Source organism: Sphingomonas montanisoli, assembly GCF_008274695.1.
Taxonomy (GTDB): Bacteria; Pseudomonadota; Alphaproteobacteria; order Sphingomonadales; family Sphingomonadaceae; genus Rhizorhabdus; species Rhizorhabdus montanisoli.
On the sequence record NZ_VTOU01000004.1, the window covers coordinates 182,052 to 195,809 of the forward strand.

General features: G+C 65.5%; 16 protein-coding genes. 10 read left to right on the forward strand and 6 right to left on the reverse strand.

Annotation, left to right across the window (positions count from 1 at the left end; genetic code table 11):
• Positions 1-182: 182 nt before the first annotated feature.
• The 6 genes from FYJ91_RS17340 to FYJ91_RS17365 all read left to right on the forward strand — a co-directional run bounded on the left by FYJ91_RS17340 (position 183) and on the right by FYJ91_RS17365 (position 4,688).
• A complete protein-coding gene (locus FYJ91_RS17340) occupies positions 183-1,217 on the forward strand; it encodes a COX15/CtaA family protein (RefSeq protein ID WP_149523575.1) in 1,035 nt (344 codons plus the stop codon).
• A gap of 140 nt (positions 1,218-1,357) precedes the next feature.
• A complete protein-coding gene (rplM, locus tag FYJ91_RS17345) occupies positions 1,358-1,837 on the forward strand; it encodes a 50S ribosomal protein L13 (protein ID WP_149523576.1) in 480 nt (159 codons plus the stop codon).
• Positions 1,837-2,394 (forward strand): 30S ribosomal protein S9, encoded by a 558-nt coding sequence (gene rpsI, locus FYJ91_RS17350; protein ID WP_149523577.1) that lies wholly within the window; start codon positions 1,837-1,839, stop codon positions 2,392-2,394. The genes rplM and rpsI overlap by 1 nt, the downstream gene beginning before the upstream one ends.
• Before the next feature lie 170 nt (positions 2,395-2,564).
• A complete protein-coding gene (locus FYJ91_RS17355) occupies positions 2,565-3,164 on the forward strand; it encodes a TIGR02466 family protein (RefSeq protein ID WP_149523578.1) in 600 nt (199 codons plus the stop codon).
• A 31-nt stretch (positions 3,165-3,195) separates the two neighbouring features.
• Entirely contained in the window at positions 3,196-4,245 is a 1,050-nt protein-coding gene (locus tag FYJ91_RS17360; RefSeq protein WP_149523579.1) for a PLP-dependent cysteine synthase family protein, read from the forward strand.
• 41 nt (positions 4,246-4,286) lie between these two features.
• Positions 4,287-4,688 carry a hypothetical protein gene (locus tag FYJ91_RS17365; protein WP_149523580.1) on the forward strand — a complete coding sequence of 134 codons (402 nt, stop codon included), beginning with the start codon at positions 4,287-4,289 and terminating at the stop codon, positions 4,686-4,688.
• Here the strand turns inward: FYJ91_RS17365 and FYJ91_RS17370 are convergent.
• Both FYJ91_RS17370 and FYJ91_RS17375 read right to left on the reverse strand, forming a co-directional pair.
• Entirely contained in the window at positions 4,685-5,209 is a 525-nt protein-coding gene (locus tag FYJ91_RS17370; RefSeq protein WP_246152702.1) for a GNAT family N-acetyltransferase, read from the reverse strand. The two genes, FYJ91_RS17365 and FYJ91_RS17370, sit on opposite strands and share 4 nt — an antisense overlap.
• Positions 5,206-5,706, reverse strand: a complete 501-nt coding sequence (locus FYJ91_RS17375) for an SH3 domain-containing protein (RefSeq protein ID WP_149523582.1) — start codon at positions 5,704-5,706, stop codon at positions 5,206-5,208. The genes FYJ91_RS17370 and FYJ91_RS17375 overlap by 4 nt, the downstream gene beginning before the upstream one ends.
• Positions 5,707-5,938: 232 nt before the next feature.
• On the opposite strand from FYJ91_RS17375, the gene FYJ91_RS17380 reads away from it, so the two are divergent.
• Positions 5,939-6,913, forward strand: coding sequence for a GGDEF domain-containing protein (locus FYJ91_RS17380; protein WP_149523583.1), 975 nt, complete (start codon positions 5,939-5,941; stop codon positions 6,911-6,913).
• Here the strand turns inward: FYJ91_RS17380 and FYJ91_RS17385 are convergent.
• The 4 genes from FYJ91_RS17385 to purM are packed head-to-tail and all read right to left on the reverse strand — an operon-like array spanning position 6,910 to position 9,583.
• Complete coding sequence (locus tag FYJ91_RS17385) at positions 6,910-7,293, reverse strand: MmcQ/YjbR family DNA-binding protein (protein ID WP_149523584.1); 384 nt, start codon at positions 7,291-7,293, stop codon at positions 6,910-6,912. The two genes, FYJ91_RS17380 and FYJ91_RS17385, sit on opposite strands and share 4 nt — an antisense overlap.
• The gene (locus FYJ91_RS17390; RefSeq protein WP_149523585.1) at positions 7,290-7,931 is read right to left on the reverse strand and encodes a hypothetical protein; all 642 of its coding nucleotides are present in this window, start codon (positions 7,929-7,931) and stop codon (positions 7,290-7,292) included. The genes FYJ91_RS17385 and FYJ91_RS17390 overlap by 4 nt, the downstream gene beginning before the upstream one ends.
• On the reverse strand, positions 7,924-8,496 hold the full coding sequence (gene purN / locus FYJ91_RS17395) for a phosphoribosylglycinamide formyltransferase (protein WP_149523586.1): 573 nt from the start codon (positions 8,494-8,496) through the stop codon (positions 7,924-7,926). Before purN ends, FYJ91_RS17390 begins: the two co-directional genes overlap by 8 nt.
• Entirely contained in the window at positions 8,486-9,583 is a 1,098-nt protein-coding gene (gene purM, locus FYJ91_RS17400) for a phosphoribosylformylglycinamidine cyclo-ligase (RefSeq protein ID WP_149523587.1), read from the reverse strand. Before purM ends, purN begins: the two co-directional genes overlap by 11 nt.
• A gap of 34 nt (positions 9,584-9,617) precedes the next feature.
• On the opposite strand from purM, the gene FYJ91_RS17405 reads away from it, so the two are divergent.
• The 3 genes from FYJ91_RS17405 (at position 9,618) to FYJ91_RS17415 (ending at position 13,746) form a co-directional block, all read left to right on the forward strand.
• Positions 9,618-10,877 carry a heavy-metal-associated domain-containing protein gene (locus FYJ91_RS17405; RefSeq protein ID WP_181008565.1) on the forward strand — a complete coding sequence of 420 codons (1,260 nt, stop codon included), beginning with the start codon at positions 9,618-9,620 and terminating at the stop codon, positions 10,875-10,877.
• Positions 10,874-11,482: an HdaA/DnaA family protein gene (locus FYJ91_RS17410; protein ID WP_149523588.1), complete on the forward strand. Its 609-nt coding sequence runs from the start codon at positions 10,874-10,876 to the stop codon at positions 11,480-11,482. The genes FYJ91_RS17405 and FYJ91_RS17410 overlap by 4 nt, the downstream gene beginning before the upstream one ends.
• 95 nt (positions 11,483-11,577) lie before the next feature.
• Complete coding sequence (locus FYJ91_RS17415; protein WP_149523589.1) at positions 11,578-13,746, forward strand: RNA degradosome polyphosphate kinase; 2,169 nt, start codon at positions 11,578-11,580, stop codon at positions 13,744-13,746.
• Positions 13,747-13,758 lie beyond the last annotated feature (12 nt).

A 13,758-nucleotide genomic window follows, 5' to 3' on the forward strand; every position in this document is an offset into this window, starting at 1 on the left:
GTCATTGTGAGCATAGCGAAGCAATCCAGGCCCGAACGAGGGAGGCTGGCGACCTGACTCTAGTGCGGGCCTCGATTGCCGCGTCGCCTGCGGCTCCTCGCAATGACGGGTGGAGAGAGGAAGACGGGCCTGGGACATGACGCCCGCTTGATTGCGCGGGAGGCTTGGCGCATGGGGCCGCCATGTCGTTCGCCCGCCCTGCCGTCCCCGCCCCGAAACCCCGCGCCCTCGGCTGGAGCATGCTGTTCCTCGCGGCGTTCGTGTTCGCGATCGTGGTGGTGGGTGGCATCACGCGGCTCACCGAATCCGGGCTTTCGATCACCGAGTGGAAGCCGATCCACGGCATCATCCCGCCGCTGACCCAGGCGGACTGGCAGGCCGAGTTCGAAGGTTACAAGCGTATCCCCCAATATGCCGCCTTCAATACGGGCATGACGCTCGAAGGCTTCAAGTCGATCTATTTCTGGGAATATCTGCACCGCCTGCTCGCGCGGACGATCGGGACGGTGCTTCTCGTGATCCTGGCCGTCGCCTGGTGGAAGCGCGCGATCCCGGCGGGATATGGCCGGCGGATGGTCGTGATCTTCCTGCTCGGCGGGCTGCAGGGCGTGATCGGTTGGTGGATGGTCTATTCGGGGCTGAGCGTGCGCACCGAGGTGAGCCATATCCGTCTCGCCATCCATCTGCTCGCGGCGCTGCTGATCTTCTCGGCTTTGATCTGGACCGCGCTCGATCTGTTCGCGCTGGCGCGGACCGGTGCCGACGTCCGTTCGCGGCTGCGCTGGCCGGCTGGCCTCGCGATCGCGGCGCTCGCGATCCAGATACTGTTCGGCGCCTTCACCGCGGGACTGCGTGCCGGCTATGCCTTCGCCAGCTGGCCGCGCATGGGCGACGAGTGGTTTCCGCAAGGCGGCTGGCAGGCGGCGCTGGGCGTCGTGGGCAATGTGGTCGACAATCCGATCGTCGTGCAGTTCGTCCATCGCTGGTGGGCGTGGGTGACGCTCGCGGCGCTGCTGCTCCTCGCGCGCAAGGCGAAGGATGTGGGGGCGACCGCAGAGGTGATTGCGATTGCGGGCGTGGCAATCATTCAGATCCTGCTGGGTATCGCGACCCTGCTGCTCGGCGTGCCGATCGTCATCGCGGTCGCGCATCAGGCAGTTGCTGCGCTACTGCTCGCCGCCGCCATCGCCGCCGCGCACCGCATCGGGCGGGTCTGAAAATCATGAAGGTATCCTGATACCTATTAAATTCAGCCCGGTTTGCTTGACTCTTTTGGGCCTCTCGCGCATTAGGCCGCCGTTCGCGCCGCTCGATCTACGGGCGGCGCAGTTCGTTTTGCGATAGAAGGTCTAAGCCCATGAAGGCGCTGATGAAGACCACCAAGGTGGCGACGCCTGCGACGGTGGAAAAGAAGTGGCTCGTGATCGATGCGGAAGGTCTGGTCGTCGGCCGCCTCGCCTCGATCGTCGCCAATATCCTGCGCGGCAAGCACAAGCCGAGCTTCACCCCGTTCATCGATTGCGGCGACAATGTCGTGATCGTCAACGCGGAGAAGGTCCGCTTCACGGGCAAGAAACTGACCCAGAAGGTCTATTATCGCCACACCGGTTATGCCGGCGGCATCAAGGAAGCCCGCGCGGACAAGATCCTCGAAGGCCGCTTCCCCGAGCGCGTTCTCGAAAAGGCCGTTGAGCGCATGATCCCGCGCGGCCCGCTGGGTCGTCAGCAGATGCGCAACCTGCGTATCTTCGCCGGCAGCGAGCATCCGCACACCGCCCAGAACCCCGAGACGCTCGACGTCGGCTCGATGAACCGCAAGAACAAGGTGGGCGCATAATGTCCGACAATCGCCAGTCCCTTTCCGACCTCGCGGCGCTGACCGGCGCCGAGGCGCCTGCTGCCGTCGCGCAGGCTCCGGCCGCATACACCGAAGAAGGTGAGGCTGTTGCCGCCGCTCCCGCCCCCGTCGTGTCGACGATGCCGCTGCGTGAGCAGATCATCGACGCGCAGGGTCGCGCTTATGCGACCGGCCGTCGTAAGGACGCCGTCGCCCGCGTGTGGATCAAGCCGGGCACCGGCAAGATCACGATCAACGGTCGCGACCAGGAAGTCTATTTCGCGCGTCCGACGCTGCGTCTCGTCATCAACCAGCCGTTCGGTGTCGCCGAGCGTGATGGCCAGTATGACGTGATCTGCACCGTCAAGGGCGGTGGCCTTTCGGGCCAGGCCGGCGCCGTGAAGCACGGTATCTCGCAGGCGCTCACCAAGTATGAGCCGATCCTGCGTGCGCCGGTGAAGGCCGCGGGCTTCCTGACCCGCGACAGCCGCGCCGTCGAGCGTAAGAAGTACGGCAAGGCGAAGGCCCGCCGCAGCTTCCAGTTCTCGAAGCGCTAAGCCGCTTCGGCAACTGCCGGATACGAAGCGGGTCGCCAGCGATGGCGGCCCGTTTTGCGTTGCGGCGGCGGAATGTCCCCAATTCGTCACCCCCTGCGAAGGCGGGGGTGACGGTCGGGTGTAGCAAAGCGAGGATTGGCGTCTCGTCCAACCCCCGCTAGACCGCGCCGATGCCTATCCGCACCCTGTTCGTCACCCGCTTCTACGAAGACCGCATCGATGACGGCGCGCTGATCGACGAGCTGCGCGAATCCTGTCTCATGCTGTCAAAGGAGGATCGGGCTGGGCGGGCCTGGTCGAAGGCGCATGGCTATCGCGGCTATACGTCCTACGCGTCGCTCAACGACCTTCCGATGCGCGATCCGGCCTTTGACGATCTCAAGCGCGCGCTCGACAAGCATGTCCGCCGCTTCGCGGAGGCTTCGCACATGGATCTGGCGAAGAAGCCCAAGCTCGACAGCCTGTGGGTCAACGTCCTGAAAGGCGACGGCGGTCATAGCGGGCATATCCACCCGCACAGCATCATATCCGGCACCATCTACATCACCGTGCCGCCGGGCGCGGGCGCGCTGAAGCTCGAGGATCCGCGCCTGCCCATGCTGATGGCCGCGCCTGGTCGCGCGGCAGACGCGCCCGAGGATAGCCAACCCTTCGTCTATGCCGAACCGTCGGTCGGCAGCGTGTTCCTGTGGGAAAGCTGGCTGCGGCACGAAGTCGTCGCGGGCGCGGCGAAGGCCGAGCGGATCAGCATCAGTTTCAATTATGCGTGACGGGTCTCCCCGCGCGAACGGAGTTTACTGAATGAGTGACGACCGCGACTGGCTGCACTGGGCGGTCGGGGAGATCGAGGCCGATCTGACGCGATCCGCCGACACGCATCTCGTTCGCGTGCCGCTCGACGGGGTGAGTGGAGTCGACATCTATCTGAAGGATGAATCGACCCATCCATCGGGTTCGCTCAAGCATCGCCTCGCGCGGTCGCTGTTCCTTTATGGGTTGTGCAATGGCTGGATCGGCAAGGACACGCCGGTGATCGAGGCATCATCGGGGTCGACGGCGATTTCCGAAGCCTATTTCGCGCGGCTGCTCGGTCTGCGCTTCATCGCGGTGGTTCCGCAGGGGACTGCACCTGCGAAGCTGGCCGAGATCGAGCGGTTGGGCGGTGAATGTCATCCGGTGACCGGCCCGATCTATGCGGCGGCCGAGCAGCTCGCCCGCGAAACCGGCGGCCATTATATGGACCAGTTCACCTATGCCGAGCGCGCGACCGATTGGCGCGGCAACAACAATATCGCCCAGTCGATCTTCCAGCAGATGGAGAATGAGCGGCATCCGTGCCCGACGTGGATTGTGGTCGGGGCAGGGACGGGGGGCACATCCGCCACGATCGGGCGCTATGTCCGCTATCGTCGGGCGAGTTGCCGCGGCACCCGGCTCGCGGTGGTCGACCCCGAAGGTTCGGTATTTGCCGAAGCCTGGCGCACCGGACGGCGCGACCTGACGTCGGATCGTCGCTCGCGGATCGAAGGCATCGGGCGCCCGCGCGTCGAGGCAAGCTTTCAGCCCGATATCGTGGATCGCATGATCGAGATCGAGGATGCTGCCTCCTTCGCCGCCGCGCGCTTCCTGTCGGCGCGACTCGGGCGGCGGGTCGGGCCGTCGACCGGCACCAATCTGGTCGGCGTGCTGCGCCTCGCCGAAGAGATGGCGAGCAGGGGCGATCGCGGCAGCATCGTTTCTTTGATCTGCGATTCGGGAGAGCGCTATCTCGACAGCCTATTCGACGAAAGTTGGATGAATCGCGAAATGCCTGACCATAAGCGCTGGGCGGAATGGCTTTCGCGCTTCTGAATCCTACTGAGCGTTAAGATGTGGCCGGCTAGAACGGGATCATGCTCGATCGGCTCCAGGCCCTTCACGATGCCGCGATCAAAGGCATCGACGCGCTCGAAGCTTTGGCCACCGAGGTGGAACCAAGGCTTGCCGAGGTCGCGGCCGCGCGTCTCGCGATCAGCAAGGTGAGCCGGGTGCGCGCATCCTTCCTCGAAGCGACCGTCTATCCCGCCATCGAAGCCTTCGCACCGCAGGCGATCGCAGGATTGCGTAGCCGCGGGCGCGAGCGGATGCTGGCGTCGTCCGAGCATATCAAGCGCTGGACGACCGCTGAACTGCAGACGAACTGGCCGGAATATCGCGTTCTTTCGAAGGGACTGCGCATCGGGATGCGTGCGCGGATCCGTGAGGAGCAAGCCTTGCTTTATCCCCTGATCCTGCGGCTCAGGAAAGCGGCCTAGGCCAGCCGTTCCAGCTTCGTCACCGTCTTGCCCTTATATTCGGCGCTGCCATAGGCGCGGAAGCCAAGCTTCTCGGCGACGCGCAGGGATGCAGTATTTTCGGGATCGATGATGCAGACGACGCGGGGTGGCGCCATCTGCGCCTCGATCCAGCCGAGCGCGGCTTTGGCCGCCTCGCTCGCATAGCCCTGGCCGTGGACCTCACTCGACATCACCCAGGCGAATTCGGGCGGGCCATCGAAATCCTCGCCCAGCCCGCGCTTGAAATCGGCCAGGCCGACCTCGCCTATCACCTTGCCGGTCGCCTTTTCCTCGACGACGAACAGCCCGTAGCCGAGCAGCGCCCAGTGGCCGGCGAAACGCTGCAGCCGGTGCCACACGTCCTCACGGCTGAGCGGTGCCTTGTAGATGGATTCGACCGCGACAGGATCGCGCCCGAGTATGGCGCAGGCGTCGAGATCGTCGACGCGGTGCTGGCGCAGGCGCAGGCGCTCGGTCTCGATGACGACGCGCGCGCTCACTCTTCGGAGCTTTCGCCGGGGGAGGCGCCCCAGATCCGGTCGCTGCGGATATAGCCCTTCTTGCCGGCCACATCGAACAGGCACCAGCCCGCTTCGCATGACGGCATCTTGCCGACGACGCCCGGCTCGGCCTGCCAGTTGACCGCCGAACCATCGGTCGGCTCGGCATGCATCGGGGCGGGGGATTGCCCGACGACGATCGCGGTGCGCTTTGCGGACATCAGGGTGGAGAGCATCCAGCCTTCGGTCCCGTCGACTTCCTTCACCTTGCGCCAGTCGCCGTAGATCTGGATCACCTGCACCGGCAGATCGCGACGGCGATAGCGCCAGATCGCCGGAAATGTGCGCTCCGGCCCGGTGCGCATCAGCACGTCGCCCGAGGCGAGCGATGCCCAGTAAGGCAGCTTGCGGTCCTGCGCATTCGCCGCCTGTGCCGCAGTGATGACGATCAGCGCGCCCAGAAGGACGCGCCCCAGCCCCGATAGTATCCCTGTCATGTCCCCATCTTTACGGGCCTTCCGGCCGGGTTCAAGCGGCCGATTCGCGCGGCCCGCGCAATCGTTGGAAGTTTGGAGCATCCGCCACGCGTGGGCAGGCTGTGCGTTCGACCCATTGTGAGACATCCGGCCGCCCGTTTGGTCGATCCGCAGCGCAAACGAGCCACTTTTCGGATGGCCAGCAACCGCGCCATGCCCGATGAGAAGCGAAATCCAAAAAGTGGTCGCGCATATGAATGACAATGTTCCGGACGTGCGGTTCGCCGCGCCCGATGAGATTGCGGAGCCGGATTATGATCCGGCGGTTTACAAGACGCTGCTGGAATCGACCAAGGCCATCCCCTGGAAGATCGACTGGGCGACGATGCGGTTCGCCTATATCGGCCCGCAGATCGAGGCGCTGCTGGGGTGGAAGCAGGATAGCTGGATTTCGGTCGAAGACTGGGCCACGCGCATCCATCCCGAGGATAGGGATTATGTGGTCAATTTCTGCGTCACGCAGTCGCAGGCGGGCGTCGATCATGAAGCCGATTATCGCGCGCTGACGCCGGACGGCGGCTATGTCTGGATCCGCGATGTCGTGCACGTCGCGCGTAATGCGGATGGCGATGTCGACAGCCTGGTCGGCTTCATGTTCGACATCTCCGAGCGCAAGAAGACCGAGCAGGAGTTGCTCCACCTGCAACGCGATCTGGAGGCGATGTCGTTCGAGGACGGGCTGACCCGCATCGCCAACCGCCGGATGTTCGATAATCATCTGGAAAGCGAGTTTGCGAGCGCAGCCAAAAGTGGCCAGCCGCTGTCGATGATCATGCTCGATATCGATCATTTCAAGCAGTTCAACGACCGCTATGGCCACCTGCAGGGCGACGATTGCCTGCGCCGGGTGGCGGCTAGGCTGAAAAGCCTCGCGACGCGACCGCGCGATATCGTGGCGCGTTATGGTGGCGAGGAGTTCGTCCTGCTGCTTCCTGACACCGATGCAGCGGCTGCGCTGGACTATGCGCCGCGATGCGTGGACGTGTTGGCGGAGCTTCAGATCCCGCACGAAAATTCGAGCTGCGGGCAGTTCGTCACCGCCAGCCTTGGCGTCGGTACGATCGTGCGGTCTGAGGATATGAGCGCGGTGGGGTTCACCGAGCAGGTCGATCAGTTGCTCTACGCGGCGAAGCGCGGCGGGCGTAATCGGATCGAGGCCGGATCCTAGTCGCCGAACGCGGCGAGCAACTTCGTCGGCGCCACCAGTTTCCAGCTTTCGCGGATGCGGTGTTCGACCTGATCCCAGTCGGGTTCGCCGAGATCGAGCCGCACGCCGATCCACCAGGACGGGCCAAGATAGGGCGGGCTGTAGTGAAGGTCGGGATCGGCCTCGATCAGCATCGCCTGATGCTCCGGCCCGCTCGTCTTGACGATAACGGCAGTGATGCCGTCGCCATGATGATCGTGCCAGAGATAGGCGAACATCTTGCCCTTCTCGCCGATCCGCCACGCGGGCGAGCCGTGCGAGACGGTTTCGGTCGCCTGAGGCATTGCGAGCGCGAGGTCGCTGATCCGGGTGTGGGTGCGCGGATAGTCGGCGACGGTCATTCGGCGGGCGCCTTGTGGCGGGCCGACCAGAGCGCATCGATCCGCTTCTGCGCGGCGGCGGCGGTCGTGTGGCCGATCAGCGAGAGACCCTTGAGCTTCACGTCGGTGCCGCTGAGAAAGCTCGAACTGGTCGCGTAGCCGATATCGTAGAGCGCGACGTCGTCGACCAAAGCGTCGTCGGCGTAGAAATGCGTGGTGATCGCGATGGGCAGGCGCGCGTCGCCACCCGCCTTGGTCTTTTCGCCCGCTTTCTTGAGCGCATCGACCAGCGCGCTTTCGATCCAGCGCCGTTCGATGCGCGGATCGGTGCTGTCGACGGCGGATAGATCCAGCGCGGCGGGGAAGGCGATCGTCTGCCCCTGGATCGCCTGCCCGCCCAGCGCGGTGAGCGTCAGCCGGTCGCCATCCTTGTCGGCCTTGCCGCTGAGGACGAGTGTGCGCGCCGCGCGGCTCTCCTTGGTCGAACTGGCGACCTTGTCCGCCTCGGCGTGGCGCCGCTCCTCATAACTGTTCCAGAACGTGAGCCCCGATATGACGAGCGCTGCCACCGCGACGATCTCGCCCAGGGTCAGCAGCCGCAATCGGCGGCGGCGGATTTCCGCGGCCTGTTCGGCCGGGGTCGATGTCTCGTCAGCCATGGTCCCGGATATAGGCGGCGAGCGCGGCGGGATAAAGGCGGTGTTCTTCGATCAACACGCGCGCCGCCAGCGTCTCGGGCGTATCGCCCGGCAGGATCGGAACGCGCGCCTGGCCGATCACGGGGCCGTCATCGAGTTCGGGGGTGACGATGTGGACCGAGCAGCCGCCTTCCGCATCGCCCGCTTCGATCGCGCGCTGGTGCGTATCGAGACCCTTGTAGAGCGGCAGGAGCGAGGGGTGGATGTTGACGATCCGGCCTTCCCAGCCCTGAATGAACTCGGGGCTCAGGATACGCATGTAACCGGCGAGCGCGACATATTCGACATCGGCGGCGCGCAGTTCGGCGTCGATCAGTGCGTCGAAATCGGCGCGCTTCAGACCGCGATGCGGGTGCGCGAAGGTGGGGATGCTTTCGCCCTCGGCGGTGGCAAGGCCAGCTGCATCCTCGACATTCGACGCGACCAGCACGACTTCATAGGGGCAATCATCGGCGCGCGACGCCGCGATCAGCGACGCCATGTTGCTGCCGCGCCCTGAAATCAGGACGCCGAGCTTAGCCTTCATGCGTCGACGACCAGGGTGCGCGTGCGCTCCACGTTTCGTCGCCGCCCCGCACAGTGCAGCCCTTTGCGCCGGGCCGGACATCACCGATGCGGTGGACGGTCTCGCCCGCGGCTTCGAGCGCAGCGGTGATGTCGGCGACGTCGGCCGGATCGACGATCACGGCCATGCCGATCCCGCAGTTGAAGGTGCGCGCCATCTCGCCGGGTTCGATATGGCCCTGCGCCTGCAGGAAGGCCATCAGGCGTGGCTGCGCCCACAGATCGGCGTCGACATGCGCGTGGAGCCCTTCGGGCAGGACGCGGGGAATATTCTCCAGCAGGCCGCCGCCGGTGATGTGCGCCATCGCCGCGACCTTGCCGGATCGGACCTGCGGCAGCAGCGACTTCACATAGATGCGGGTCGGCGCCATCAGCGCCTCGATCAGCAGCACGTCCTGATCGAACAAAGCCGGACGATCGAGCTTCCAGCCCTTGTCGGCGGCCAGGCGGCGAACGAGCGAGAAGCCGTTCGAATGGACGCCCGACGATGCGAGGCCGAGGATAACGTCGCCCGCTTTCACACGGTTGCCCGTCAGTGCCTCGGACCGCTCGACGGCGCCGACGCAGAAGCCGGCGAGATCATAGTCGCCATCGGCATACATGCCGGGCATTTCCGCGGTTTCGCCGCCGATCAGCGCGCAGCCGGCGAGCTTGCAGCCCTCCGCGATACCCGCGATGACGCGTTCGGCAACGCCATTGTCGAGGCGGCCAGTCGCAAAATAATCGAGGAAGAACAGCGGTTCGGCACCCTGTACGATCAGATCGTTGGCGCACATCGCAACCAGATCGGCGCCCACGCCGTCATGTCGGCCGCTGTCGATCGCGAGTTTGAGCTTCGTGCCGACCCCGTCATTCGCGGCGACGAGCAGCGGATCGTTATAGCCCGCGGCCTTCAGATCGAAGAAGCCGCCGAAGCCGCCCAGATCGGCGTCGGCGCCGGGGCGGCGGGTCGCCTTGGCAAGCGGGGCGATCGCCTTGACGAGGGCATTGCCCGCTGCGATCGAAACGCCGGCCTTGGCGTAGGTGTAGCTCTCGGGTTGATCGGTCATGCGGCCCCCTAACGACATCGCGCTTGGATTTCCAATGGCAAGTCGCCAAAAGACGCGCGTGAGCATCGCCGAACGCATTTCCCGTCCGACCCCGATCATCGTCCTGCTGGTGGCGCTTTGTGCCGGCGGGGTGCTGTGGGCGCAGCTCGAACGCGGCGCGCAGCGCGGGGTGAACCCGATCGACGGATCGGGAAGCTACGAGGTTTCGGGGGTCGTGGTCGATATCGCCGCGCGCGATGCGGAGACGGCGCGATCGGCCGGCTGGCGCGCGGCGCAGCGCCAGGGCTGGGCGATGCTGTGGGCGCGCACCAACGGGCAACCCGAAACCGCCGCACCGCGCCTGCCCGATTCGACGCTCGATTCGATCGCGGGTGCGATCGTCGTCGAACATGAACAGATCAGCGCGCATCGCTACATCGCCTCGCTCGGCGTCCTGTTCGATCGCGCGCGCACCGGCGAATTGCTAGGCGCGAAGGGGGCGATACGGCGTTCGGCGCCGATGCTCGTCATCCCGATCGAATGGAGCGGCGGCGCGCCGATCAGCTTCGAACTGCGCAATGAGTGGCAGAAGGCGTGGGCGCGCTTCCGGTCGGGCAACAGCCCGGTCGATTATGTGCGCGTGTCGGGCACCGGTGCCGATCCGATCCTGCTGAACGCCGCACAGACGCGTCGGCCGGGGCGCAGCTGGTGGCGGATGCTGCTCGATCAATATGGTGCGGCCGACATCGTCGTGCCCGAGGTGTCGCTGCAGCGGCAATGGCCGGGCGGCCCGGTGATCGGCACGTTCACCGCGCGCCACGGACCGGACGGCAAGATCATCGACAGTTTCACGCTGCGCACCGAGACGGGCGACGGTCTGCCCGCAATGCTCGACAAGGGCGCCGCGCGGATCGACGCGGCCTATGTCCGCGCGCTGCAGGCCGGCGAATTGCGCGCCGATCCGACGCTGGTGGTTGAGGATGCGCCTGCTGTCGAGGAGATCCCGATCGACGACGTGCTGGGGCAGCTTGCTTTGGCGGCGTCGACGGTCGTGCCGATCCAGGTCGACACCCCCGATTCGGTGATGCTGCGTTCGGCCGAGGTGGCGCTGCGCGGCGTGACGGGCATCACCTCGGTTCAGACGAGCAGTCTTGCGCTGGGCGGTGTTTCCACCTTCCGCGTCAACTTTGCCGGCCCGCTCCCGGCGCTGCGCGAGCAGTTGATATCGCGCGGCTGGCAGGTCGAGGATGCGGGCGGCGGGCTGCGTATCCGTCGCGCGTCGGCGCCCCCGCCACCGGCGCCTTCCGCGCGATGAATCAGATCGCGCTGCCCTTCGCCTGGCCGGCCGGAGAGAATGAGCGCGATTTCATCGTCACCGACGCCAACCGTCTCGCCGTCCGTCATCTGGAGCACAGATCGCTCTGGCCGGTCATGGCGTGCGTGCTGATCGGCCCACGCAAGTCGGGTCGCAGCCTGCTCGGCCGCATCTTCGCCGCCAAGGCGGCGGCGACCCTGATCGACAATGCCGAGCGCCATGACGAGGAGGCGCTGTTCCACGCCTGGAATGCGGCGCAGGCAAGCCACGTCCCACTGCTGATGATCGCGGAGAGCACGCCGGCGGCCTGGGGGATCCGGTTGCCCGACCTTCGCTCGCGGTTGCTCGCGACGCCGACGGTTGCGATCGAGGAGCCCGACGACGAACTGGCCGCGCGGCTGATCGAAAAGCTGCTGATTGCGCGCGGCCTTTTCCCGGCGCCCGAGGTGCTGCGTTACCTGTCACCCCGGATCGAGCGCAGCTATCTGGCGATCCACCGCACCGTCGAGGCGATGGACGAACTGTCGCTGGAACGGCGGCAGCGGATCACCGTGCCGGTGGCGCGCGACGTGCTGGCGGGGCTGGGTACAAATGACCTCGACTAAACGCGATACTCCTCCTGGCGGGGGAGGATCGAATTGCAGGGTTCATCACGCCACCGTCATCGACGAAACATGATGTTTCGCTTAAAACCTGTCGGATGGACCAGATTGAACCCCGCATCGAGGAAGAGCTTGTCGGCGATCATGCGCCGCTGACGCCGATTGCCCCGCGTGATCGCTATTTCAACCGGGAGCTGAGCTGGCTCGCCTTCAACCAGCGCGTGCTGGATGAGGCCGCGAACCGCGCGCACCCGCTGCTGGAGCGGCTGCGCTTCCTGTCGATTTCGGGCGACAATCTCGACGAGTTCTTCATGGTGCGCGTCGCGGGCCTCAAGGGGCAGATCCTGGAGGGCGTCGATACGCTCTCTCCCGATGGACTGACCGTCAGCCAACAGCTCGAAGTCGTCTCCGGACGCGCCGATCAGCTGATGAGCGATCAGCAGCGCATGTGGCGCACGATCCGCCCCGAACTCGCCCGTGCCGGGGTGTGCGTCCTCGAAGAGAATGAGATCACCGGCGACATCGCCGAATGGCTCGAACAGCATTTCAAGGGGCAGATCTTCCCGATCCTGACGCCGCAGGCGCTCGATCCCGCGCATCCCTTTCCGTTCATCCCGAACAAGGGCTTCAGCCTGCTGTTCGATCTGGTGCGCCAGTCGGACGGGGAGCAGATCTTCGAACTGTTGATGGTGCCGGCGACGCTGCCGCGCTTCGTGCGCGTGCCCGGCGAAGCTGCGCGTTATGTGTCGGTCGAGACGCTGGTGCGCCGCTTCACGCATCTGCTGTTTCCCGGCTATCGCGTCCAGGGCCATGGCGCCTTCCGCATCATCCGCGATAGCGACATCGAAATGGAGGAAGAGGCCGAGGATCTCGTCCGCTCCTTCCGCTCGGCGATCCAGCGCCGGCGACGCGGGCGAGTGATCCGCCTCGAACTCGAAGCCAATATGCAGCCTTCGCTCGAACCGATCTGGCGAGAGCAGATCGGCACCGTCGACAGCTTCATGATCGAGTCGGGCCAGTTCCTGGGCATCGGCGACCTTGCCCAGCTGGTCGACGAAGATCGATCGGACCTGAAGTTCACACCTTACAGCGCGCGCTTTCCGGAGCGGGTGCGCGAACATGGTGGCGATTGTTTCGCGGCGATCCGATCGAAGGACATCGTCGTCCACCATCCGTACGAGTCGTTCGACATCGTCATCGCCTTTCTGCGCCAGGCCGCGCAGGATCCCGACGTCGTCGCGATCAAGCAGACGCTCTATCGCGCGGGCAAGCAGTCGGCGGTGATCCGCGCGCTGGTCGACGCGGCCGAGGCGGGCAAATCGGTGACGGCGGTCGTCGAACTCAAGGCGCGCTTCGATGAAGAGCAGAACCTGCTCTGGGCATCGCAGCTCGAAAATGCCGGCGTGCAGGTCGTCTATGGCTTCATCGACTGGAAGACCCACGCCAAGGTTTCGATGGTCGTGCGGCGCGAAGGCGGCGCCTACCGCACCTATTGCCATTTCGGGACGGGCAATTATCACCCGATCACCGCGCGCATCTATACCGATCTCAGTTTCTTCACCGCCGATCCGCGTGCGGGCCGCGATGCGGCGCAGGTGTTCAACTACATCACCGGCTATGTCGAACCGCAGGCGCTGGAGATGCTCACCATCTCGCCCCACGGCATGCGTGATCGGCTGTGCGAACTGATCGACAACGAGATCGATCATGCGCGCGAAGGCCGGGAGGCGGCGATCTGGGCGAAGATGAACTCGCTGGTCGATCCCGCGATCATCGAGAAGCTCTACCGCGCGAGCGCGGCGGGCGTGCAGATCGACCTGGTCGTGCGTGGCATATGCTGCCTGCGTCCGGGCGTTGCAGGGCTGTCGGAGAATATCCGGGTGAAGTCGGTGGTCGGCCGCTTCCTCGAACATAGCCGCATCATGTGCTTCGGCAACGGCGCCGCCTTGCCCAATCCGAACGCGAAGGTGTTCATTTCTTCGGCCGACTGGATGCCGCGCAACTTCGATCGGCGCGTCGAATATCTGCTGCCGATCGAGAACCCGACGGTTCACGCGCAGGTGCTCGATCAGGTGATGGTCGCCAATCTGAACGATGACGAGCAGAGCTGGGTGCTCCAGCCCGACGGCACCTACGAGCGCGTCAAGCCGGCGCGCCGCCCGTTCAACCTCCATCGCTATTTCATGACCAACCCATCGCTCTCGGGCCGCGGCGCGGCGCAGAGCGGCGGCGCGGTGCCCAAGCTGTCGCTGCGACGGGGGAGCTGAGGCTCTCCCGGG

Excerpts from the sequence above, each read along its gene's own strand:
- FYJ91_RS17375 (WP_149523582.1), bottom strand. The coding sequence starts at position 5,706 with ATGACAGGGATACTATCGGGGCTGGGGCGCGTCCTTCTGGGCGCGCTG.
- purN (WP_149523586.1), bottom strand. The coding sequence starts at position 8,496 with ATGAAGGCTAAGCTCGGCGTCCTGATTTCAGGGCGCGGCAGCAACATG.
- FYJ91_RS17380 (WP_149523583.1), top strand. The coding sequence starts at position 5,939 with ATGAATGACAATGTTCCGGACGTGCGGTTCGCCGCGCCCGATGAGATT.
- FYJ91_RS17390 (WP_149523585.1), bottom strand. The coding sequence starts at position 7,931 with ATGGCTGACGAGACATCGACCCCGGCCGAACAGGCCGCGGAAATCCGC.
- FYJ91_RS17340 (WP_149523575.1), top strand. The coding sequence starts at position 183 with ATGTCGTTCGCCCGCCCTGCCGTCCCCGCCCCGAAACCCCGCGCCCTC.
- rplM (WP_149523576.1), top strand. The coding sequence starts at position 1,358 with ATGAAGGCGCTGATGAAGACCACCAAGGTGGCGACGCCTGCGACGGTG.
- FYJ91_RS17365 (WP_149523580.1), top strand. The coding sequence starts at position 4,287 with ATGCTCGATCGGCTCCAGGCCCTTCACGATGCCGCGATCAAAGGCATC.
- FYJ91_RS17415 (WP_149523589.1), top strand. The coding sequence starts at position 11,578 with ATGGACCAGATTGAACCCCGCATCGAGGAAGAGCTTGTCGGCGATCAT.
- FYJ91_RS17360 (WP_149523579.1), top strand. The coding sequence starts at position 3,196 with ATGAGTGACGACCGCGACTGGCTGCACTGGGCGGTCGGGGAGATCGAG.
- purM (WP_149523587.1), bottom strand. The coding sequence starts at position 9,583 with ATGACCGATCAACCCGAGAGCTACACCTACGCCAAGGCCGGCGTTTCG.
- FYJ91_RS17405 (WP_181008565.1), top strand. The coding sequence starts at position 9,618 with ATGGCAAGTCGCCAAAAGACGCGCGTGAGCATCGCCGAACGCATTTCC.
- FYJ91_RS17410 (WP_149523588.1), top strand. The coding sequence starts at position 10,874 with ATGAATCAGATCGCGCTGCCCTTCGCCTGGCCGGCCGGAGAGAATGAG.
- FYJ91_RS17355 (WP_149523578.1), top strand. The coding sequence starts at position 2,565 with ATGCCTATCCGCACCCTGTTCGTCACCCGCTTCTACGAAGACCGCATC.
- rpsI (WP_149523577.1), top strand. The coding sequence starts at position 1,837 with ATGTCCGACAATCGCCAGTCCCTTTCCGACCTCGCGGCGCTGACCGGC.
- FYJ91_RS17385 (WP_149523584.1), bottom strand. The coding sequence starts at position 7,293 with ATGACCGTCGCCGACTATCCGCGCACCCACACCCGGATCAGCGACCTC.